General features: G+C 72.1%; 16 protein-coding genes. 13 read left to right on the top strand and 3 right to left on the bottom strand.

Annotation, left to right across the window (positions count from 1 at the left end):
- Positions 1-100: 100 nt before the first annotated feature.
- The 8 genes from recG to mutM all read left to right on the top strand — a co-directional run bounded on the left by recG (position 101) and on the right by mutM (position 7,595).
- Positions 101-2,335 carry an ATP-dependent DNA helicase RecG gene (gene recG, locus ACGFT1_RS19075; protein WP_373910137.1) on the top strand — a complete coding sequence of 745 codons (2,235 nt, stop codon included), beginning with the start codon at positions 101-103 and terminating at the stop codon, positions 2,333-2,335.
- 248 nt (positions 2,336-2,583) lie between these two features.
- On the top strand, positions 2,584-3,171 hold the full coding sequence (gene rsmD, locus ACGFT1_RS19070; protein ID WP_373910136.1) for a 16S rRNA (guanine(966)-N(2))-methyltransferase RsmD: 588 nt from the start codon (positions 2,584-2,586) through the stop codon (positions 3,169-3,171).
- Between the two features lie 26 nt (positions 3,172-3,197).
- Positions 3,198-3,677, top strand: coding sequence for a pantetheine-phosphate adenylyltransferase (coaD, locus tag ACGFT1_RS19065; RefSeq protein ID WP_373910437.1), 480 nt, complete (start codon positions 3,198-3,200; stop codon positions 3,675-3,677).
- Positions 3,678-3,734: 57 nt separating this feature from the next.
- A complete protein-coding gene (locus tag ACGFT1_RS19060; RefSeq protein WP_373910135.1) occupies positions 3,735-4,829 on the top strand; it encodes an ATP synthase F0 subunit B in 1,095 nt (364 codons plus the stop codon).
- A 129-nt stretch (positions 4,830-4,958) separates the two neighbouring features.
- Positions 4,959-5,603 (top strand): DUF177 domain-containing protein, encoded by a 645-nt coding sequence (locus tag ACGFT1_RS19055; RefSeq protein WP_373910134.1) that lies wholly within the window; start codon positions 4,959-4,961, stop codon positions 5,601-5,603.
- Between the two features lie 2 nt (positions 5,604-5,605).
- A complete protein-coding gene (gene rpmF, locus ACGFT1_RS19050; RefSeq protein WP_003951102.1) occupies positions 5,606-5,779 on the top strand; it encodes a 50S ribosomal protein L32 in 174 nt (57 codons plus the stop codon).
- Positions 5,780-5,787: 8 nt separating this feature from the next.
- A complete protein-coding gene (gene rnc, locus ACGFT1_RS19045) occupies positions 5,788-6,621 on the top strand; it encodes a ribonuclease III (protein WP_373910133.1) in 834 nt (277 codons plus the stop codon).
- A 101-nt stretch (positions 6,622-6,722) separates the two neighbouring features.
- Positions 6,723-7,595, top strand: a complete 873-nt coding sequence (gene mutM, locus ACGFT1_RS19040) for a bifunctional DNA-formamidopyrimidine glycosylase/DNA-(apurinic or apyrimidinic site) lyase (protein ID WP_373910132.1) — start codon at positions 6,723-6,725, stop codon at positions 7,593-7,595.
- 48 nt (positions 7,596-7,643) lie between these two features.
- Here mutM and ACGFT1_RS19035 read toward each other — a convergent pair whose 3' ends face one another.
- A complete protein-coding gene (locus ACGFT1_RS19035) occupies positions 7,644-8,081 on the bottom strand; it encodes a winged helix-turn-helix transcriptional regulator (RefSeq protein WP_373910131.1) in 438 nt (145 codons plus the stop codon).
- A gap of 74 nt (positions 8,082-8,155) precedes the next feature.
- A complete protein-coding gene (locus ACGFT1_RS19030; protein WP_373910436.1) occupies positions 8,156-9,364 on the bottom strand; it encodes a CAP domain-containing protein in 1,209 nt (402 codons plus the stop codon).
- A gap of 211 nt (positions 9,365-9,575) precedes the next feature.
- On the opposite strand from ACGFT1_RS19030, the gene ACGFT1_RS19025 reads away from it, so the two are divergent.
- From ACGFT1_RS19025 to ACGFT1_RS19010, 4 genes are all read left to right on the top strand, one after another.
- Positions 9,576-9,857 (top strand): acylphosphatase, encoded by a 282-nt coding sequence (locus ACGFT1_RS19025; RefSeq protein ID WP_373910130.1) that lies wholly within the window; start codon positions 9,576-9,578, stop codon positions 9,855-9,857.
- A gap of 381 nt (positions 9,858-10,238) precedes the next feature.
- Complete coding sequence (locus tag ACGFT1_RS19020; RefSeq protein WP_031167290.1) at positions 10,239-10,442, top strand: hypothetical protein; 204 nt, start codon at positions 10,239-10,241, stop codon at positions 10,440-10,442.
- Positions 10,443-10,691: 249 nt separating this feature from the next.
- Complete coding sequence (locus ACGFT1_RS19015) at positions 10,692-14,675, top strand: AAA family ATPase (protein WP_373910129.1); 3,984 nt, start codon at positions 10,692-10,694, stop codon at positions 14,673-14,675.
- Between the two features lie 229 nt (positions 14,676-14,904).
- The gene (locus ACGFT1_RS19010) at positions 14,905-16,323 is read left to right on the top strand and encodes a sugar porter family MFS transporter (protein WP_373910128.1); all 1,419 of its coding nucleotides are present in this window, start codon (positions 14,905-14,907) and stop codon (positions 16,321-16,323) included.
- A 982-nt stretch (positions 16,324-17,305) separates the two neighbouring features.
- Here the strand turns inward: ACGFT1_RS19010 and ACGFT1_RS19005 are convergent.
- Positions 17,306-18,760, bottom strand: a complete 1,455-nt coding sequence (locus ACGFT1_RS19005) for a cytosine permease (RefSeq protein ID WP_373910127.1) — start codon at positions 18,758-18,760, stop codon at positions 17,306-17,308.
- A 170-nt stretch (positions 18,761-18,930) separates the two neighbouring features.
- On the opposite strand from ACGFT1_RS19005, the gene ftsY reads away from it, so the two are divergent.
- Entirely contained in the window at positions 18,931-20,136 is a 1,206-nt protein-coding gene (gene ftsY, locus ACGFT1_RS19000) for a signal recognition particle-docking protein FtsY (RefSeq protein ID WP_373910126.1), read from the top strand.
- The last annotated feature ends 90 nt before the right edge of the window (positions 20,137-20,226 follow it).

Below are 20,226 nucleotides of genomic sequence, written 5' to 3'. Positions count from 1 at the left end.
GCCGAACAGCCCACCTGACCAGGGGTTTCCCGGACGAGTGCGACCTGTCGGGAGGAATCCCCGGGGCAGCGGCTCGGCATTGTCAGTGCCGTGGTGTGCAATGGATCTCGTGCCCGCACTGGAAGAACCACTGAAGCAGCCCCTGAAGTCAGTGCTCGGCCCCGCCACCGCGAAGGTGATGGCCGAGCACCTCGGCCTGCACACCGTCGGCGACCTCCTCCACCACTACCCGCGCAGATACGAGGAGCGCGGTCAGCTCACGCACCTCGCCGACCTCCCCATGGACGAGCACGTCACGGTGGTCGCCCAGGTCGCCGACGCCCGCCTGCACACCTTCGCCTCCGCCAGGGCGCCCCGTGGCAAGGGCCAGCGCCTGGAGGTCACGATCACCGACGGCAGCGGCCGGCTCCAGCTGGTCTTCTTCGGCAACGGCGTCCACAAGCCCCACAAGGAACTGCTGCCGGGCACCCGCGCGCTGTTCGCCGGCAAGGTCTCCGTCTTCAACCGCCGCCTCCAGCTCGCCCACCCCGCCTACGAGTTGCTCCGGGGCGACGGCGAGGAAGGCGAGGAAGCGGTCGAGACCTGGGCCGGCGCCCTCATCCCGCTGTATCCGGCCACCGCCAAACTGGAGTCCTGGAAGATCGGCAAGGCGGTGCAGACGGTCCTGCCCAGCGCCCAGGAGGCCCTCGACCCGCTCCCGGACACCCTGCGCGCCGGCCGAGGTCTGCTGCCGCTGCCCGAGGCCCTGCTCAAGATCCACCGCCCGCACACCAGGGCCGACGTCGCCGACGCCCGCGCCCGCCTGAAATGGGACGAGGCCTTCGTCCTCCAGGTCGCCCTGGCCCGCCGCCGCCACGCCGACAGCCAGCTCGCCGCCGTGCCCCGTCTCCCCCGGCCGGACGGCATCCTCGCCGCCTTCGACGACCGCCTGCCCTTCACCCTCACCGAGGGCCAGCTGAAGGTCTCCCAGGAGATCTTCGCCGACCTCGCCACCGACCACCCGATGCACCGGCTGCTGCAAGGCGAGGTCGGCAGCGGCAAGACGATGGTCGCCCTGCGGGCCATGCTCGCGGTGGTCGACGCCGGCGGCCAGGCGGCCCTGCTCGCGCCCACCGAGGTCCTGGCCCAGCAGCACCACCGCTCGATCACCGAGATGATGGGCGAGCTGGCCGAGGGCGGCATGCTGGGCGGCTCCGACCAGGCCACCAAGGTGGTCGTGCTCACCGGCTCCATGGGCACGGCGGCCCGCCGCCGGGCCCTGCTCGACCTGGCCACCGGTGAGGCCGGCATCGTCATCGGCACGCACGCCCTCATCGAGGACCGGGTCCAGTTCCACGACCTCGGCCTGGTCGTGGTGGACGAACAGCACCGCTTCGGCGTGGAACAGCGCGACGCCCTGCGCGGCAAGGGCAAGCAGCCCCCGCACCTCCTCGTCATGACGGCCACCCCCATCCCCCGCACGGTCGCCATGACGGTCTTCGGCGACCTGGAGACCTCGGTCCTCGACCAGCTCCCGGCCGGCCGCTCCCCGATCGCCACCCATGTCGTCCCCGCCGCCGACAAGCCCCATTTCCTGTCCCGCGCCTGGGAACGCGTCCGCGAGGAGGTGGCGGGCGGCCACCAGGCCTACGTCGTCTGCCCCCGCATCGGCGACGACGAGGAGGCGGCGGGCAGCAAGAAGGGCGGCGGGAAGAAGTCCCCCGAGGACGAGGCCGACAAGCGCCCGCCGCTCGCCGTCCTGGACGTGGCCGGCGAGCTGGCCCGCGGTCCCCTCCAGGGCCTGGCCGTGGAGGTCCTGCACGGCCGTATGCACCCGGACGACAAGGATGCGGTGATGCGCCGCTTCGCCGCCGGCGAGACGGACGTCCTGGTCGCCACCACCGTCATCGAGGTCGGCGTCAACGTCCCCAACGCCACGGCCATGGTGATCATGGACGCCGACCGCTTCGGCGTCTCCCAGCTGCACCAGCTGCGCGGCCGGGTCGGCCGCGGCTCCGCGCCGGGCCTGTGCCTCCTGGTCACCGAGATGCCCGAGGCCGCCGCCGCCCGCCAGCGCCTCGACGCGGTCGCCTCCACCCTCGACGGCTTCGAGCTCTCCCGTATCGACCTCGAACAGCGCCGGGAGGGCGACGTCCTCGGCCAGGCCCAGTCCGGCGCCCGCTCCAGCCTCCGGGTCCTGGCGGTCATCGAGGACGAGGAGGTCATCGCCGAGGCGCGGCAGGAGGCCACGGCACTCGTGGCGGCCGACCCCGGCCTCGAACGCCTGCCCGGCCTCCGCACGGCCCTCGACGCCCTCCTGGACGAGGAGCGGGAACAGTACCTGGAGAAGGGCTAGGCGCACCCGGCCCGCGAGGGTGCCGTACCGGTGCCGGGCCCGCGCCGCCGCCGTACCGCCCGTGCCGCCGCACCGGACCGGCTCGCGGTGGCGCCGTACCCGTGCCGGCCCGCGGCGGCGCGGTACCCGCACCGCCGCGATGGCGCCGCACGCGTACCGACCCGCGGCGGCGCCGACGGCGGTCGGCGGGCGCTCGCGGGGCCTGCCAGACTGATCCCGAAAGCCGCCGACGACGAAGGACTCCCGACATGACCCGCGTGATCGCCGGCGCGGCCGGCGGCCGTCGCCTCTCGGTACCGCCCGGCACCGGCACCCGGCCGACCTCGGACCGGGCGCGCGAGGGCCTCTTCTCCACCTGGCAGTCACTCCTCGGCGGCCCCCTGGACGGCGAACGCGTCCTCGACCTCTACGCCGGCTCGGGCGCCGTGGGCCTGGAGGCCCTCTCCCGGGGCGCGAGCCACACCCTCCTGGTCGAGGCGGACGCCCGCGCCGCGAGAACGGTCCGCGAGAACGTGCGGAGCCTGGGACTTCCCGGCGCCGAGGTGCGTGCGGGCAAGGCCGAACAGGTCATCCGGACCGCGCCCCCCGCCGAGCCGTACGACCTGGTCTTCCTCGACCCCCCGTACGCCGTCACGGACGACGATCTTCGCGAGATCCTGCTCACACTCCGCTCGGAGGGCTGGCTCACCGCCGAAGCCCTCGTCACCGTGGAGCGCAGCACCAGAGGCGGCGAATTCCACTGGCCGGACGGCTTCGAGGCGCTCCGGTCCCGTCGCTACGGCGAGGGAACGTTTTGGTACGGTCGCGCCGCCTCTACGTGCGAAGACGCACGATGACCGGACCGGAGAGCGAGGGATCACAAGTGCGCCGCGCCGTCTGTCCCGGGTCGTTCGACCCGATCACCAACGGACACCTCGACATCATCGCCCGGGCCTCCCGTCTCTACGACGAGGTCTACGTCGCGGTGATGATCAACAAGTCCAAGAAAGGCCTGTTCGAGATCGAGGAGCGGATCGAACTGATCCGCGAGGTCACCTCCGAGTACGCCAACGTCCGTGTGGAGGCCTTCCACGGCCTCCTCGTCGACTTCTGCAAGCAGCGCGACATCCCCGCCATCGTCAAGGGCCTGCGTGCCGTCAGCGACTTCGACTACGAACTCCAGATGGCGCAGATGAACATCGGCCTCACCGGCGTCGAAACGCTCTTCGTGCCCACCAACCCCACCTACAGCTTCCTCTCCTCCTCCCTCGTCAAGGAGGTCGCGGCCTGGGGCGGCGACGTCTCCCACCTGGTGCCGCCCCCGGTCCTGGCGGCCCTGAACCAGCGCCTCGCCAAGGGCTGATGGGGCTACAGTCGTCCCGTCCGTCTCCAACCCGGCTGTAGAGAGTGGCGAGCACAGGTGGACGTGCAGAAGAAGCTCGACGAGATCGTCTCCACGGTCTCCGGCGCCCGGGGCATGCCCATGTCGGCGTCCTGCGTGGTCAACCGCGCCGAACTGCTCGCGCTGCTCGAAGAGGTGCGCCAGGCGCTGCCCGGTTCCCTCGCGCAGGCGCAGGAGCTGATCGGCGACCGTGAGCAGATGGTCGAGCAGGCCCGGCTGGAGGCCGAGCGGATCATCGGGAACGCGCACGCCGAGCGGGGCTCGCTGATCTCCGACACCGAGATCGCCCGCCGCTCCCAGGCCGAGGCCGACCGGATCCTCGCCGAGGCCCGCCAGGAGGCCGAGGAGATCCGCGCCGAGGCCGACGACTACGTCGACTCCAAGCTCGCCAACTTCGAGGTCGTCCTCACCAAGACGCTCGGCTCGGTCGGCCGGGGCCGCGAGAAGCTGCTCGGCACCGGACCCGGCGTGGACGAGAACGGCTACGAGGACGAGGACGCCCCGGAGCGCAGCCAGGACCCGCAGACCCTGCGCCACGACGCGGACGCCTACGTCGACGCCAAGCTGGGCGCCTTCGAGGCGGTCCTCGCCAAGACCCTGGAGGCCGTCGGCCGCGGCCGGCAGAAGCTGCACGGCCGGATCGCCACCGACGACCTCGGTGCCCTCGCCGACGACACCACGACCTTCCAGCACTCCAGCGACGCGGACTACCTCGCCGACCTCACGGCCCTCGCGGACAGCGACCGCGCGGCCCAGCGGCAGCACGAGCCGTCGTACGCGCAGCAGCCCGCCCACCCCACGTCGACCGGCTACGTGCCCGCGGCGGCGGCCCCCGCCGAGCAGCAGCAGGACCCGTACGCCGGTTTCCCGCACCAGCCGGACTACGCGCCGCAGCCCGACCCCTACGGCTACCGGCAGGCCGACCCCTACGCCTACCAGGGCTCCTACGACCCCCAGCAGGCCGGCTACGACCCGCAACAGCCCCAGCAGGCCCAGCAATCCCAGCAGCAACAGGGCCAGCAGGGCTACGCGCTCGACGAGACCAGCCTCTTCGACACCGGCATGATCAGCGCCGAGCAGCTGAGGGCGTACGAGCAGGGCCGGGGGCTGTAGCCGGACCGGATTGGGTCCTGAGCGCAAGGTCCAGTATCCTGGCTCTTCGGTCGTGTGTATGTCCGCGATCAGCGCTGCCCGCCACACCTGCGGGCGGCGTCCCTCCGAGTTCACAGATCGAAAGCAGGAATGGCTCCTCACGCCCGCCTCGACCACCGCAACCCCCTCGTGATCGACACGCACGAGCTGGGTCGGCGTCCTGGCGCGCTCAAGCGCCTCACCCGCCAGATCGACGCCCCCAGGGATCTCGGCATCCAGGGGGTCATCGGAGTGCCGCAGGGCGCCCCGGTGGAACTCGAACTCCGACTTGAGTCGGTCATGGAAGGTGTGCTTGTCACAGGCACCGCCCGTGCAACCGCCGAGGGGGAGTGCGTAAGGTGTCTGGAGCCGGTCGAGCTGGAGCTCGAAGCGGACTTCCAGGAGATGTTCTCGTACCCTGACGCCGATGACCGGGGCCGCGTGATCGCGGAACCGGGCGACGACGCCGAGGACGACGAGGACAGGCTCTACATCGAGGACGGTCTGATCGACCTCGAGGCCGTGCTGCGCGATGCGGTGGTGCTCGCACTGCCGATGCAGCCGGTGTGCCAGGACGACTGCCCGGGCCTGTGCTCCGAATGCGGAGTGCGGCTCGCGGACGACCCGGAACACCACCATGACGCCGTCGACATCCGTTGGGCGGCTTTGCAGGGACTCGCCGGTTCGACGACGGACGGCGAGAAGGACGAGATGAGCGGCGCCGAAGCGGGCGTCGACGAGAAGCAGGAGAAGTAGCCGTGGCTGTTCCGAAGCGGAAGATGTCGCGCAGCAACACGCGCCACCGCCGGTCGCAGTGGAAGGCTGCGGTCCCCACCCTGGTTGCGTGCGAGCGCTGCCACGAGCCCAAGCAGCAGCACATCGCGTGCCCGTCTTGCGGCACCTACAACAAGCGCCAGGTCCTCGAAGTCTGAGCGGGCTGGTGAGAGGCACTGTGTCCAGTCCCAAGAAGGACGCCAAGGCGGACGGTTCCGCCAGGAAAAAAATGGACAACCAGGCCTCGTCCCACGCGCTTCTGGAAGGGCGGCTCGGCTACCGGCTCGAGTCCGCCCTTCTGGTGCGCGCGCTGACCCACCGTTCCTATGCGTACGAGAACGGCGGTCTGCCGACGAACGAGCGGCTGGAGTTCCTCGGGGACTCCGTGCTCGGCCTCGTCGTCACGGACACGCTGTACCGCATCCACCCCGACCTGCCCGAAGGCCAGCTGGCCAAGTTGCGGGCCGCGGTGGTCAACTCTCGTGCGCTGGCGGAGGTGGGGCGCGGCCTCGACCTGGGCGCCTTCATCCGGCTCGGCCGTGGTGAAGAGGGCACAGGCGGCCGGGACAAGGCGTCCATTCTCGCCGACACCCTGGAAGCGGTGATCGGCGCGGTCTATCTCGATCAGGGCCTCGACGCGGCGTCCGAGCTGGTGCACCGGCTCTTCGACCCGCTGATCGAGAAGTCGTCCAATCTCGGCGCAGGCCTGGACTGGAAGACGTCCCTACAGGAGCTCACCGCGATCGAGGGGCTCGGCGTGCCCGAGTACCTGGTCACGGAGACCGGCCCCGACCACGAGAAGATCTTCACTGCTGCTGCCCGCGTCGGAGGCGTCTCGTACGGCACCGGCACCGGCCGCAGCAAGAAGGAGGCGGAGCAGCAGGCCGCCGAGTCCGCCTGGCGGTCCATCCGGGCCGCGGCGGACGAGCGCGCCAAGGCGGCCGAGGAGGCCGCCGGGAACGCTGTGAAGAACGGCGACACGTCGTCCGCCACCGCCTGACAGAGCACCACCCGAGCGCCCGTCCCGTCTGTACGGGGCGGGCGCTCGGTCCGTATCCGGCGTTACGCTGCCGCTGCCCGCAGATCTGCCCGAGGAGCCCCGTGCCCGAGCTGCCCGAAGTAGAGGTCGTCCGGCGTGGCCTGGAACGCTGGGTCGCCCACCGCACCGTCGCCGAGACCGAGGTGCTGCACCCGCGCGCGGTCCGCCGGCACGTGGCCGGCCCCGGCGACTTCGCGCACCGGCTCAAGGGCCACCACATCGGCGTCCCGCGCCGGCGCGGCAAGTACCTGTGGCTGCCGCTGGAGGAGACGCACCAGTCGGTCCTCGCCCACCTCGGCATGAGCGGCCAGCTGCTGGTCCAGCCGCACACGGCGCCCGACGAGAAGCACCTGCGCGTCCGCGTCCGGTTCGCCGACTCCCTCGGCACCGAACTCCGCTTCGTCGACCAGCGCACCTTCGGCGGGCTGTCGTTGCACGACAACACCTCAGAGGGCCTGCCCGACGTCATCGCGCACATCGCCCGCGACCCCCTGGACCCGCTCTTCGACGACGAGGCCTTCCACCAGGCGCTGCGCCGCAAGCGGACCACGATCAAACGGGCTCTGCTGGACCAGTCGCTGATCAGCGGGGTCGGCAACATCTACGCGGACGAGGCGCTGTGGCGCGCCCGCATCCACTACGAACGCCCGACGGCCCGCCTCACCCGCCCGGTCACCGCCGAACTGCTCGGCCACGTCCGGGAGGTGATGAACGCGGCCCTGGCGGTCGGCGGCACCAGCTTCGACAGCCTGTACGTCAACGTCAACGGCGAGTCGGGCTACTTCGACCGCTCCCTGGACGCGTACGGCCGCGAGGGCGAGCCCTGCCGCCGCTGCGGTACCCCCATCCGCCGCCGCCCCTGGATGAACCGCTCCAGCTACTTCTGCCCCACCTGTCAGCGAGCCCCCCGCGCCGACGCGCCCGGCCGCAGCTGAGAGCCCCGGACGGGACGGGCGGCTCCGGCGGGCGGAGGGGTTCCGCGGCTACGCCGGCCGCCGGCCGTCGTACGCCGTGCGCGCCGCGAGTACGTCGTCCATCGCGCCCTCCACGCACTGGATGAGCGCGAGCAGCCGCTCGGCGACCCGGCGGCCCAGGGGAGTCAGTTCGTAGTCCACGCGGGGCGGGTTGGTCGGCTGGGCCTCGCGGTGCACCAGGCCGTCGCGCTCCAGCGCGTGCAGCGTCTGGGACAGCATCTTCTCGCTCACCCCGTCGACGCGGCGGCGCAACTCGTTGAAGCGCAGCGAGCTCTCGTACAGCGCGCCGAGCGTCAGCCCGCCCCAGCGGCCTGTGACGTGCTCCAGCGTGCCGCGCGACGGGCAGGCCCTGGCGAAGACGTCATAGGCGGGGTCCTCGCGGTCCGGGGCGGTGTCCCCGGCGGTATGCCCCGTCGTGTCCCCGGTGGTGGCGCTCGTACCGCTCATCCGACCAGCCTACGCGAGCACAGCGCCCACCGACAGGTCGCGCTAACCGGAAGTTAGCTGCAGTTCAGGCCGGCTCAGTAGCCGAAGTCCTGGGTCCACCACGGGCCGCCCGTGCCGAAATGCACGCCGACGCCGAGGGTCTTGAAGTCGGGGTTCAGTATGTTGGCGCGGTGGCCGGGGCTGTCCATCCACGCCCGCACCACGGCCGCCGCGTCGGCCTGGCCGCGGGCTATGTTCTCGCCGCCGAGGTCGGTGATACCGGCCCGCGCGGCCCGGTCCCACGGTGTACGGCCGTCGGGGTCGGTGTGGTCGAAGAAGCCGCGCGCGGCCATGTCGTCGCTGAACACCCCGGCCAGCGAGGTCAGCGAGGAGTTCGCCGACAGCGGGCTGAAACCGGCCTTCGCCCGCTCGTCGTTGACCAGCTTCAGCACCTCGGCCGCGGCGGCGGCCTCCGCCGACACGGTCACCGGCGCGGCGGTCGGCGTCGGCGCCTTGGTGGCCGTATGCGACGGGGTGCCGCCGGGCTCGGCCGGCGTGGACGGTGTCGCCCTGGGTGTCGTGCGCGGCGCCGGCTTCCTGGCGGCCGTCTCCGACGGGGCCGGCGCGTGGGAGGCGGCCGGCTTCGACGCGGAGGCCGATGCGGAGGTGGAGGGGGAGGCGGAGGCGGAGGGGGAGACGGAGGCCGATGCGGAGGCCGACGAGCTCGGCGACCGGGTGCGTCCGGTGCCCGGGGCGGCGGTGCCGGGGTTGCGGTTCTCGGCGGTGCCCGAGGTGCCCCCCTGCTCGCTCGCCGTGTTGCTGGGCGTGTCAACGGCCTGCACCCGGTCCCCGCCGGTGGTGTGCGTGCTACCGCCGAGCTGGTAGTGCTCCAGGCCCGGCACCACACCCGTGGCCACCGCGACCGTGCCGAGGGCGACGGCCGCGGACACTCCCAGCAGGCCTGCACGTACCGGCCGCGCGGCCTTCCTGCCGCGGCGCCGGCCGCCGAGCAGAGTGGATCCGCCGGGCGGGGTGTATCCGCCGCCGGGGTGACCCGGCGGGGACGCCGGTCCGGCCGGTGCCTGGCCGGCGTCCGTGGAGAACAGGTAGGCCTGCGCCCTGGCGGTGGCCTCGGCGTAGGCCTCCGGGTTCAGATAGGGGGCGATGCCCATGGGTGCCGGACGTTCCCCCGCGGACGAGTGCCGGGCGTCGCCGCCCCCGGTGCCGGAGGGCTGCGTGCGGGGCACCCCGGTGGCGCGGCCTGTGGCGGCGCGGCCGGCGGCTGAGCGTCGGTGGCGTCCCATGTCCTTGCCCTCTTCCTCGTGCTCGCGGTCGGCCGGTGCCCGCACGGCGCGCGCCTGTCCGGCCGCGACCTCCGTGGCGAGTGACTCCCTCTGACCCACCAGACTCACCCGATCGAGTGAGTTTCATATGCGATTCATTGGGTCCGGACGGTACCCCATGCCGCCGGGGGACGACGTGTCCCGCACGGCACCGGCCGGTTAGGTTGCAGCCATGAGTGAGGAAGTACGACTGGTCGCCTGGGTCCGTGGACACGTGCAGGGTGTGGGTTTCCGCTGGTTCACGCGTGCCAGGGCGCTGGAGATCGGCGGCCTGAGTGGTTTTGCTCTCAATCTGGCCGACGGCCGGGTCCAGGTGGTCGCGGAGGGTGCCCGGGAGCGCTGCGAGGGACTGCTGGACTGGCTCCGAGGTGACGACACGCCCGGGAGCGTGGACGGCGTCACCGAGATCTGGGACACACCGCGAGGCGGGTACGAGGGCTTCGCGATCCGCTGAGCCCGCTCCTGCGGACCCGCGGACGGGGGCGCACCGCGCCCCCGCAGGCGCCAGCAGAGAGCAGAAACGGCCTGGTGGTTGCCAAGAACGGCCCGGCGTGGCAGGCTCCGCAGGTACTGCTGGTCGCCACGCCCCGAGGGTCCGGAGGAGTCGCCGCGCCGCCGGTTTCCCGCGCCGCGCGCCCCGGTTCGCCCGCCAATACAGGGCGTGATCGTGTTGACCGTCAAACTTTTTGGTGAGACGCTGAAAGCCCCGCGCACCTTAGCTGTTTGGCATGGAGCAATACCAGGGCAACACTCGGATGTGCCAAGCACCGCGGGTGCGAATCCCTCACGACCCACACCGCATCGGTCGGTCACTCAGTGTGGAGGACCATCCATCATGGCAAAGGCGCTTCTCGGTTACGTCGGCGGCTCCGACCCTCGACTCCTCGCCGAGATGCGACGGTTGCAGCAGCGCGTCCAGGACCTGGAGTCCGAGTTGGTACGGATTCAGGCCGAGAACGAAGCGCTGTCGGCTGCCGCCTCTCAGGACAGGATCATGGAGAGCATCGACGCACACCAGGCGGAGCCTGCGCTCACCTGACAGCTGCATCGCTCCACGACAGCGGTAGCAGCGAACGGGCTGCCCCGTATCAACCGATCAGTTGATCGGACGGCTGCGACCCAGCCGTCAGAACTGCAAGGGACGCCTCGGCGTCCCTTCTTTCTTTGTCTCCCCCGTGCATCCTTTCACCCTCTTAACGTCTGGTGTGCCCTGTCCGTTCAATGGCGAAACCGGGGGGTTGCGAGTGTTCGTGGAGTGAGATAGCGGCGGCGGGTAAAGTCCAGCGGCGTGCACCTCAAGGCCCTGACCCTCCGTGGGTTCAAGTCGTTCGCCTCCGCCACCACGCTCCGGTTCGAACCCGGGATCACGTGCGTCGTCGGTCCGAACGGCTCGGGCAAGTCCAACGTCGTGGACGCGCTCAGCTGGGTCATGGGCGAGCAGGGCGCCAAGTCGTTGCGCGGCGGCAAGATGGAGGACGTCATCTTCGCCGGCACCACGGGGCGCCCGCCGCTGGGCCGCGCCGAAGTGGCCCTGACCATCGACAACTCCGACGGCGCCCTGCCCATCGAGTACGCCGAGGTCACCATCACGCGGATCATGTTCCGCAACGGCGGCAGCGAGTACCAGATCAACGGCGACACCTGCCGCCTCCTGGACATCCAGGAACTCCTCTCCGACTCCGGCATCGGCCGCGAGATGCACGTCATCGTCGGCCAGGGCCAGCTCGACTCCGTCCTGCACGCCGATCCGATGGGCCGCCGCGCCTTCATCGAGGAGGCGGCCGGCGTCCTCAAACACCGCAAGCGCAAGGAGAAGGCGCTCCGCAAACTGGACGCGATGCAGGCCAACCTCGCGCGGGTGCAGGACCTGACGGACGAGCTGCGCCGCCAGCTCAAGCCCCTGGGGCGGCAGGCGGCGGTCGCGCGCAGAGCCGCGGTCATCCAGGCCGACCTCCGCGACGCGCGCCTGCGCCTGCTCGCCGACGACCTCGTCCGCCTGCGCGAAGCCCTGCGAGCCGAGATCGCCGACGAGGCGGCCCTGAAGGAACGCAAGGACAGGGCGGAGCAGGAACTGAAGAAGGCCCTGCACCGCGAGGCGCTGCTGGAGGACGAGGTGCGGCGGCTCACCCCCCGCCTCCAGCGCGCCCAGCAGACCTGGTACGAGCTGTCCCAGCTGGCCGAGCGCGTACGCGGCACCATCTCGCTGGCCGACGCCCGTGTGCACAGCGCCACCTCCGTGCCCGCCGAGGAGCGGCGCGGCCGGGACCCCGAGGACCTGGAACGCGAGGCCGCCCGCGTCCGTGAGCAGGAGGCCGAACTGGAGGCGGCCCTGGAGGCGGCGCAGCGGGCTCTGGACGACACGGTCGCCCACCGCGCGGAACTGGAGCGCGAGCTGGCCGTGGAGGAGCGCCGGCTGAAGGACGTCGCCCGCGCCATCGCCGACCGCCGCGAGGGACTGGCCCGGCTGTCCGGTCAGGTCAACGCCGCACGCTCACGTGCCGCCTCCGCGCAGGCCGAGATCGACCGGCTGGCCACGGCCCGCGACGAGGCGCGGGAGCGCGCGGTCCGGGCGCAGGAGGAGTACGAGGCCCTGAAGGCCGAGGTCGACGGCCTCGACGCCGGCGACGCGGACCTCGCCGAGCGGCACGAAGCGGCCAGGCGGCGGCTCGCGGAGGCGGAGGCCGCCCTCGGCGCGGCCCGCGAGGCGGCCACCGCGGCCGAACGCCGGCGCGCCGCGACCCAGGCCCGCCACGAGGCGCTGGCGCTCGGCCTCCGGCGCAAGGACGGCACCGGCATACTGCTCGGGGCACGGGACCGGCTGACCGGAGTGCTGGGTCCGGCGGCGGAACTGCTGACGGTGACCCCCGGCTACGAGGCCGCGCTCGCCGCCGCCTTCGGTGCGGCGGCGGACGCGATCGCCGTGACCACCCCGGCTTCGGCGGCCGAGGCGCTCCGCCTCCTGCGCAAGCAGGACGGAGGCCGCGCGGCCCTCCTGCTGGCCGGCCCCCCGGAGCAGTCACCGCCACCGCCCACCCCGGCGGACCACATCCCGCAGGCCGCCCCGGCAGACCGGACCTCCCGGGAGACCGGTCCGGTGCGCCGGCCCGGCGCCCGGGACGCGGACGCACCCGCTGCCCCGGCTGACACGCTGGGCCGTACCGGCATGGAGGGCGCCGGCGCGCCGGTCACTGCGGAGGGGGACGCACCCGTTGCCGGGCCCGGCGCCCCGGGCCGCACCGCCGCCGACGGGCCCGCTCCCGGCGTGCTCCTGCCTGGCGCCGCCCCCGCCGGCCGTGATGCCGAGCTCGCTGCCTCAGCCGGCCGTGATCCCGGGCCCGCCGCCTCCGCCGGCCCTGGCGGCCGGCCCGTCACCCCTGTCGCGGAGCCCGTCGACCACAGTGCCGGGTCCCCTACCTCCCACGCCGAGTCCGTCCGCCGTACTGCCCGCGGGGTCCCGGTCCGGTCCGGTGCGCTGCTTCATGCCGCCGATCTCGTCCGCGGGCCCGGTGAACTCATGCCGGCCGTACGCCGGCTGCTGCGGGAGATCGTCGTCGTGGACGGCCTGGAGGACGCCGAGGCCCTCGTCCACGCGTGTCCGGAGCTGACCGCCGTCACGGCCGAGGGCGACCTGCTCGGGGCGTACTTCGCGCACGGTGGTTCGGCCGGTGCGCCCAGTCTGCTGGAGGTGCAGGCCTCCGTGGACGAGGCCGCCGCCGAGCTGGCGGAGCTGGCGGTGCGCTGCGCGGAGCTGGCCGAGGAGCAGCGGATCGCGGCCGAGCGGCGTGCGGAGGCGGCGGCCCTCGTCGAGGAGCTGGGGGAGTGGCGCCGGGCCGCCGACCGGGAGAAGTCGGGGGTCGCCCAGCAGCTGGGCCGCCTCGCCGGGCAGGCGCGCGGCGCCGCCGGGGAGGCGGAACGGTCCGCCGCGGCGGCCGCACGCGCGCAGGAGGCGTCGGAGAAGGCGGTGCAGGAGGCCGAGGAGCTGGCCGAACGGCTGGCGGTGGCCGAGGAGATGCCGGTCGAGGAGGAGCCGGACACCGCCGTGCGGGACCGGCTCGCCGCCGACGGCGCCAACGCGCGGCAGACCGAGATGGAGGCCCGGCTCCAGGTGCGTACGCACGAGGAGCGGGTGAAGGGGCTCGCGGGACGGGCCGACTCGCTGGACCGGGCGGCCCGGGCGGAACGCGAGGCACGCGCGCGTGCCGAGCAGCGCCGCGCCCGGCTGCGGCACGAGGCGGCCGTCGCGGGAGCGGTCGCCTCCGGGGCCCGCCAGCTGCTCGCGCACGTCGAGGTGTCCCTGACCCGTGCCGAGGCGGAGCGTGCCGCGGCGGGGACCGCCAGGGACGGGCACGAGGAGGAGCTGACCGCCGCCCGCACCGCGGGACGCGACCTGAAGGCCGAACTCGACAAGCTGACGGACTCGGTCCACCGCGGCGAGGTGCTCGGGGCCGAGAAGCGGCTGCGCATCGAGCAACTGGAGAGCAGGGCGCTGGAGGAGCTGGGCGTGGAGCCGGAGGGGCTGGTGACGGATTACGGGCCGCACCAGCCCGTGCCGCCCTCGCCGCCCGTCGACGGCGAGGAGCTGCCGGACGACCCCGAGCACCCTCGCAACCGGCCTCGCCCCTTCGTGCGCGCCGAGCAGGAGAAGCGGCTGAAGGCGGCCGAGCGGGCGTACCAGCAGCTGGGCAAGGTCAACCCGCTGGCGCTGGAGGAGTTCGCGGCGCTGGAGGAGCGGCACCAGTTCCTCGGCGAGCAGCTGGAGGACCTGAAGAAGACCCGCGCCGACCTGCTCCAGGTGGTGAAGGAGGTCGACGAGCGTGTCGAGCAGGTCTTCACCGAGGCCTACCGGGACACCGCCCGGGAGTTCGAGGGCGTCTTCGGCCGGCTGTTCCCCGGCGGCGAGGGCCGCCTGGTGCTGACCGACCCCGGCAACATGCTCGCCACGGGCGTGGACGTCGAGGCGCGTCCGCCGGGCAAGAAGGTGAAGCGGCTGTCCCTGCTGTCGGGCGGTGAACGGTCACTGACGGCCGTCGCGCTACTCGTGTCGATCTTCAAGGCCCGGCCGAGCCCGTTCTACGTGATGGACGAGGTCGAGGCCGCGCTGGACGACACCAACCTCCAGCGGCTGATCGGCATCATGCGGGAGCTGCAGGAGGCCTCGCAGCTCATCGTGATCACGCACCAGAAGCGCACGATGGAGGTCGCCGACGCGCTGTACGGCGTGTCCATGCAGGGCGATGGCGTGTCGAAGGTCATCTCCCAGCGCCTCCGGTAGCTCGTGCTCTCAAGATCCACTGACTCGACGTTCACTTCTTGAACGTGAAGTGTCGATCTGTATCTCAAAGCTCACAGTCGTCGGACTATTGACTTCGAAACTTGAAGGCATAGTCTCTGCAACGTTGCTTTTACCTTCAGGTGTGAGTGGTGTGAAGTTGTGCCCCACTGGATACCTGGAAGGGATCTACCCCACCCCGGCAGCGTTGCCGCGGCCCGAGGAGTTTTCCGTGACCAGCACAGCGCAGGCACCTCAGTCAGGAGCCAGGACGGCTCATCCCGATCACCTCGGGCACGTCATCTTCATCGCGGCGGCTGCCGCCATGGGCGGTTTCCTGTTCGGTTACGACAGCTCCGTCATCAACGGCGCCGTCGAGGCCATCCGCAGCCGCTACGACGTCGGTTCGGCGGCCCTCGCCCAGGTCATCGCGATCGCTCTGATCGGCTGCGCCATCGGCGCCGCCACCGCCGGCCGCATAGCGGACCGGATCGGCCGCATCCGGTGCATGCAGATCGCCGCCGTCCTCTTCACCATCAGCGCCGTCGGCTCCGCGCTGCCCTTCGCGCTGTGGGACCTCGCCTTCTGGCGCATCGTCGGCGGATTCGCCATCGGCATGGCCTCCGTCATCGGCCCGGCCTACATCGCCGAGGTCGCCCCGCCCGCCTACCGCGGCCGGCTCGGCTCCTTCCAGCAGGCCGCGATCGTCATCGGCATCGCCATCTCCCAGCTGGTCAACTGGGGCCTGCTGAACGCCGCCGGCGGCGACCAGCGCGGCAAGCTGATGGGCCTGGAGGCCTGGCAGGTCATGCTCGGCGTGATGGTCGTCCCGGCCGTCCTGTACGGTCTGCTGTCCTTCGCGATCCCCGAGTCCCCCCGCTTCCTGCTGTCCGTCGGCAAGCGTGAGCGCGCCCGCGAGATCCTCGCCGAGGTCGAGGGCAAGGGCATCGACCTGAACGCCCGCGTCGCCGAGATCGAGCACGCGATGAAGAGCGAGCACAAGTCCACGTTCAAGGACCTGCTCGGCGGTGGTTTCTTCTTCAAGCCGATCGTCTGGATCGGTATCGGCCTGTCGGTCTTCCAGCAGTTCGTCGGTATCAACGTCGCGTTCTACTACTCCTCGACGCTGTGGCAGTCGGTCGGCGTCGACCCGACGGACTCGTTCCTCTACTCGTTCACGACATCGATCATCAACATCGTCGGCACCGTGATCGCGATGATCTTCGTCGACCGCGTCGGCCGCAAGCCGCTCGCCCTCATCGGTTCGGTCGGCATGGTCGTGGGTCTGGCGCTGGAGGCCTGGGCGTTCTCCTACGACCTCGTCGGCGGCAAGCTGCCCGCCACCCAGGGCTGGGTCGCCCTGATCGCCGCCCACGTGTTCGTCCTCTTCTTCGCCCTCTCCTGGGGCGTGGTGGTCTGGGTCTTCCTCGGTGAGATGTTCCCGAACCGGATCCGCGCCGCCGCCCTCGGTGTGGCCGCCGCCGCGCAGTGGCTCGCCAACTGGGCCATCACCGCGAGCTTCCCGTCCCTGGCCGACTGGAACCTCTCCGGCACGTACGTGATCTACACGGTCTTCGCTGCGCTCTCCATCCCGTTCGTCCTCAAGTTCGTCAAGGAGACGAAGGGCAAGACCCTGGAGGAGATGGGCTGAGCCTCGTAGCGAGGCATCCCCGAACTCGGGGAGAAGGGCCAAGTCCCCGCTGCCCCTCTCCTCGTACCGTCCGCCGCCCCCGGCCCGGCCACTGCCCGGACCGGGGGCGGCGGTGCGCTGTCCGGCCTCACGGCCGCCGAAGCTGCCGTAGCCGAAGCGCGTGGGAACTGAAGTCGCCGCGGCGGGGCGAGCCGGAGCCGCGGGCGCCGGCCTCCCGGATGCGGCGCGCGGCCGCCGCCTTCCCGTCGGCGGCCCCGGGCGCCACCGGGTGCGCAGGCGCGGGCCGCAGGTCGCCGGCGTCGGTCACCGAGCCGGGACAACAGCACCCGCTCCGCGAAGGGCGGCAATCCCCCTCACCGGCAATCCCCTCTCACCTTCCGTCCCCCCAGCGGCTCGGTCCGGGCGCCCGGCAGGAACGGCGGCCGGGGAGTCGGGAGCCGGGCGGGCCGAAGCCGCCGAAGTCGCGCAAGCCGACGGAGCGAAGCCGCGGGCGCGGGCCTGCGGGGTGGGACGCGCGGTCGACCTGCCCCCTCACCGGATGCGGAGGCGCCGGGCACCGGCTGCCGGCGTAGGTCACCGAGCCGGGCCGGCGCCCGCTCCGCGAACAGCGGCGGACCCCGCCACCTTCCCCCCGGCGCCGGTACGGGCGCCCAGCGCCGCCGCACTCGGCGGACGGCGGCCCAGGGGTCCGGAGCCGGGCGAGCCGGAGCCGCGGGCGCCGGTCCTCCGGATGCGGCGCCCGCGGCTCCGCGTTCTCGTCGCGGCCCCGGGCGCCACCGGGTGCGCAGGCGCGGGCCGCAGGTCGCCTGCGTCGGTCACCGAGCCGGGCCGGCGCCCGCTCCGTGAACAGGGCGGCCGCCCCCGCGGCGGTCCGGGCGCCCGGTACGGGCGGCAGCCCGGGATCGCGTCGTGCCGCCGCCGCGGACACGCGAAGTCCCCCTCCCCGAGTGGCTCGGGAAGGGGGACGGTGGCCGGTGTGGGGTCAGACGGTGAGGGGCTCGGGCTCGGGCTCCGGCGCGGTCGTGGCGGTCGCCGGGCGCACGACCGCGGGCTTCGGCAGCACCAGGTACAGCACACCGGAGATCACGACCGTCGCCACCCAGCCGAGGCCGTACTCGCCGATCACGTTGTTCTTCGCGAGCGGGCCGGTGAACCAGTCGGACGTGGTGAACATCAGCCCCGACAGCAGACCGATCGCCCACGCGGCCACGGCCGCGGGGGAGAAGCCGCCCCGGTACCAGTAGGCGCTGGTGCGCGTGGTGTCGGCCATGGCCCGGCCGTCGTACTCCGTGCGGCGCAGCATGTCCGCGCCGAAGACGCCGACCCACGCGGAGAAGGCGACCGCGAGCAGGGACAGGAAGGCGATGAAGGAGCCCATGAAGCTCGTCGCCACCAGCATCAGCACGCCACCGAAGACCAGCGAGATCACGGCGTTGACCGAGACCGCCCAGTGCCGGGGCACCCGGAAACCGAGGGTCTGTGCGGTGAAGCCCGCCGAGTACATCGACATCGAGTTGATCAGCAGCATGCCGATCAGCGCGATGACCAGGTACGGCACCGCGATCCACGTCGGCAGGATCTCGCCGAGGAAGGACACCGGGTCGGTGGCCGAGGCCAGGTCCGGCGTGGACACCGCCATGACCGCGCCCATCAGGACCATCGGCAGGACGACGACACCGGCGCCGCCCACCGCCGTCCCCACGATCGCCTTGGAGGACGCCGTACGCGGCAGGTAGCGGGTGAAGTCCGGCGCGGACGGGATCCAGCTGACGCCGCCCGCCGCGATCATGCCGACGCCGGTGATCACCGAGGCCGTGGAGCCGGCACCGTGGTGCATGACCTTCGACCAGTCGGTGTTCGCCACCAGGTAGCCCAGGACCAGCACGGAGAAGACACCGAAGAGGTACGTCGCGTACTTGTTGCACTTCTGCACGGCGTTGATGCCGAGCCCGGAGATCACGAAGGTCGCTACGACGAACGCCAGCAGCATCACCATGTCGAGGACGCTGTCGGCCCTGATGCCGAACAGGATGTCCAGGATGGTGAGCATCGCGTAGGCGCCGGTCACCGCGTTGATCGTCTCCCAGCCCCAGCGCGCGACCCAGATCAGCGAACCGGGCAGCAGGTTGCCGCGCTGTCCGAAGACCGCGCGCGACAGTGCCATGCCGGGCGCGCCGCCCCGCTTGCCCGCGATGCCGATCAGCCCGACCAGGCCGTACGAGACGACCGGCGCGGCCACGGCGACGACCAGCGCCTGCCAGATGTTCAGGTGGTAGGCCACGACCAGGCTGGCGCCCATCGTCAGCAGCAGCACGCTGATGTTCGCGCCGACCCAGGTGGGGAACAGCTCGCGGGTCCGCGCGGTGCGCTCGTGGTCGGGGACCTGCTCGATGCCGCGGGTCTCGAGAGCGCCTTCGGTCTCGACGGTTTTGCTCATGAAAGAGGTGCCAGACATGGGGGGACAGGGGGACGAGGGGACTCTACGCGCGTGGACAGCGGTGTCACCATCGTACTTTGCTCCGAGTCCTTGTGTTAAGTGGCGTTTGTCTCTCGGAGGAAGCGACAAACACGGTCCCCGAGAGGCCCATGGCCGATACTGGTCGGGTTATGGAAACCGTCATCCTTGCTGTAGTCATCGCCGTGGTCGTGCTCGGTGCGCTCGGCGGGCTGATCGTGGGCAGCCGGCGTCGCAAGCCGCTGCCTCCGCCGCCCCCGAGGACGCCCGACATCACCGCGCCACCGGCCGAGCCGCATGTCGGCGACGAGGCCGAGACGCCGCGCGACGAACCGCGCCGGACGATCGAGGAGGTGGATCTCCCGGGCGGCCCCGCGCCGGTCGCCGTCGAGGAACCCCCCGTAGTCGAGGCTCCTGTCGGGATCGAGATCCCGGAGCCCACCGCAGGCCGGCTGATCCGGCTGCGCGCCCGCCTGTCCCGCTCGCAGAACGCCCTCGGCAAGGGGCTGCTCACGCTGCTCTCCCGTGAGCACCTCGACGAGGACACCTGGGAGGAGGTCGAGGACACGCTGCTCACCGCCGACGTCGGCGTGCAGCCCACCCAGGAACTGGTCGAGCGGCTGCGCGAACGCGTGCGGGTGCTCGGCACCCGCACCCCCGTGGAGCTGCGCGGCCTGCTGCGCGAGGAGCTGCTCCACCTGGTCGGCACCGACGTCGACCGCGCGGTCAGGACCGAACCCGAGGGCCGCAGGCCGGGCATCGTGATGGTCGTCGGGGTCAACGGCACCGGCAAGACCACCACCACCGGCAAGCTCGCCCGGGTCCTGGTCGCCGACGGCCGCACCGTCGTCCTGGGTGCCGCCGACACCTTCCGGGCCGCCGCCGCCGACCAGCTCCAGACCTGGGGCGAGCGTGTCGGCGCCCACACCGTGCGCGGCCCCGAGGGCGGCGACCCCGCCTCCGTGGCCTTCGACGCGGTCAAGGAAGGCAAGGAGATGGGGGTCGACGTCGTCCTCATCGACACCGCCGGCCGCCTGCACACCAAGACCGGCCTCATGGACGAGCTGGGCAAGGTCAAGCGCGTGGTGGAGAAGCACGCGCCGCTGGACGAGGTGCTGCTCGTCCTGGACGCCACCACCGGCCAGAACGGCCTGGTGCAGGCCCGGGTGTTCGCCGAGGTCGTGAACATCACCGGCATCGTGCTGACCAAGCTGGACGGCACGGCCAAGGGCGGCATCGTCGTCGCGGTCCAGCGCGAGCTGGGCGTGCCCGTGAAACTGATCGGGCTCGGTGAGGGTGCGGACGACCTCGCGCCGTTCGAGCCGGAGGCATTCGTGGACGCGCTCATCGGCGAGTAGGGGAGCAGCCGCGGCCAAGGAGGTGTCCTGCGCCGCGCGAGAGACGAGAAGCGCCCGCCCCGAGGTGCAGTCGGGGACGGGCGCTTCGCC

The sequence above is a fragment of the Streptomyces sp. Y20 genome, from assembly GCF_043195475.1.
GTDB lineage: Bacteria > Actinomycetota > Actinomycetes > Streptomycetales > Streptomycetaceae > Streptomyces.
This window is presented reverse-complemented; position numbering and strand designations above follow the sequence as displayed.

Coding starts and splice junctions, on each gene's coding strand:
- recG (WP_373910137.1), top strand. CDS start 101: ATGGATCTCGTGCCCGCACTGGAAGAACCACTGAAGCAGCCCCTGAAG.
- rsmD (WP_373910136.1), top strand. CDS start 2,584: ATGACCCGCGTGATCGCCGGCGCGGCCGGCGGCCGTCGCCTCTCGGTA.
- ACGFT1_RS19055 (WP_373910134.1), top strand. CDS start 4,959: ATGGCTCCTCACGCCCGCCTCGACCACCGCAACCCCCTCGTGATCGAC.
- ACGFT1_RS19035 (WP_373910131.1), bottom strand. CDS start 8,081: ATGAGCGGTACGAGCGCCACCACCGGGGACACGACGGGGCATACCGCC.
- ACGFT1_RS19030 (WP_373910436.1), bottom strand. CDS start 9,364: ATGGGACGCCACCGACGCTCAGCCGCCGGCCGCGCCGCCACAGGCCGC.
- ACGFT1_RS19025 (WP_373910130.1), top strand. CDS start 9,576: ATGAGTGAGGAAGTACGACTGGTCGCCTGGGTCCGTGGACACGTGCAG.
- ACGFT1_RS19020 (WP_031167290.1), top strand. CDS start 10,239: ATGGCAAAGGCGCTTCTCGGTTACGTCGGCGGCTCCGACCCTCGACTC.
- ACGFT1_RS19005 (WP_373910127.1), bottom strand. CDS start 18,760: ATGAGCAAAACCGTCGAGACCGAAGGCGCTCTCGAGACCCGCGGCATC.
- ftsY (WP_373910126.1), top strand. CDS start 18,931: ATGGAAACCGTCATCCTTGCTGTAGTCATCGCCGTGGTCGTGCTCGGT.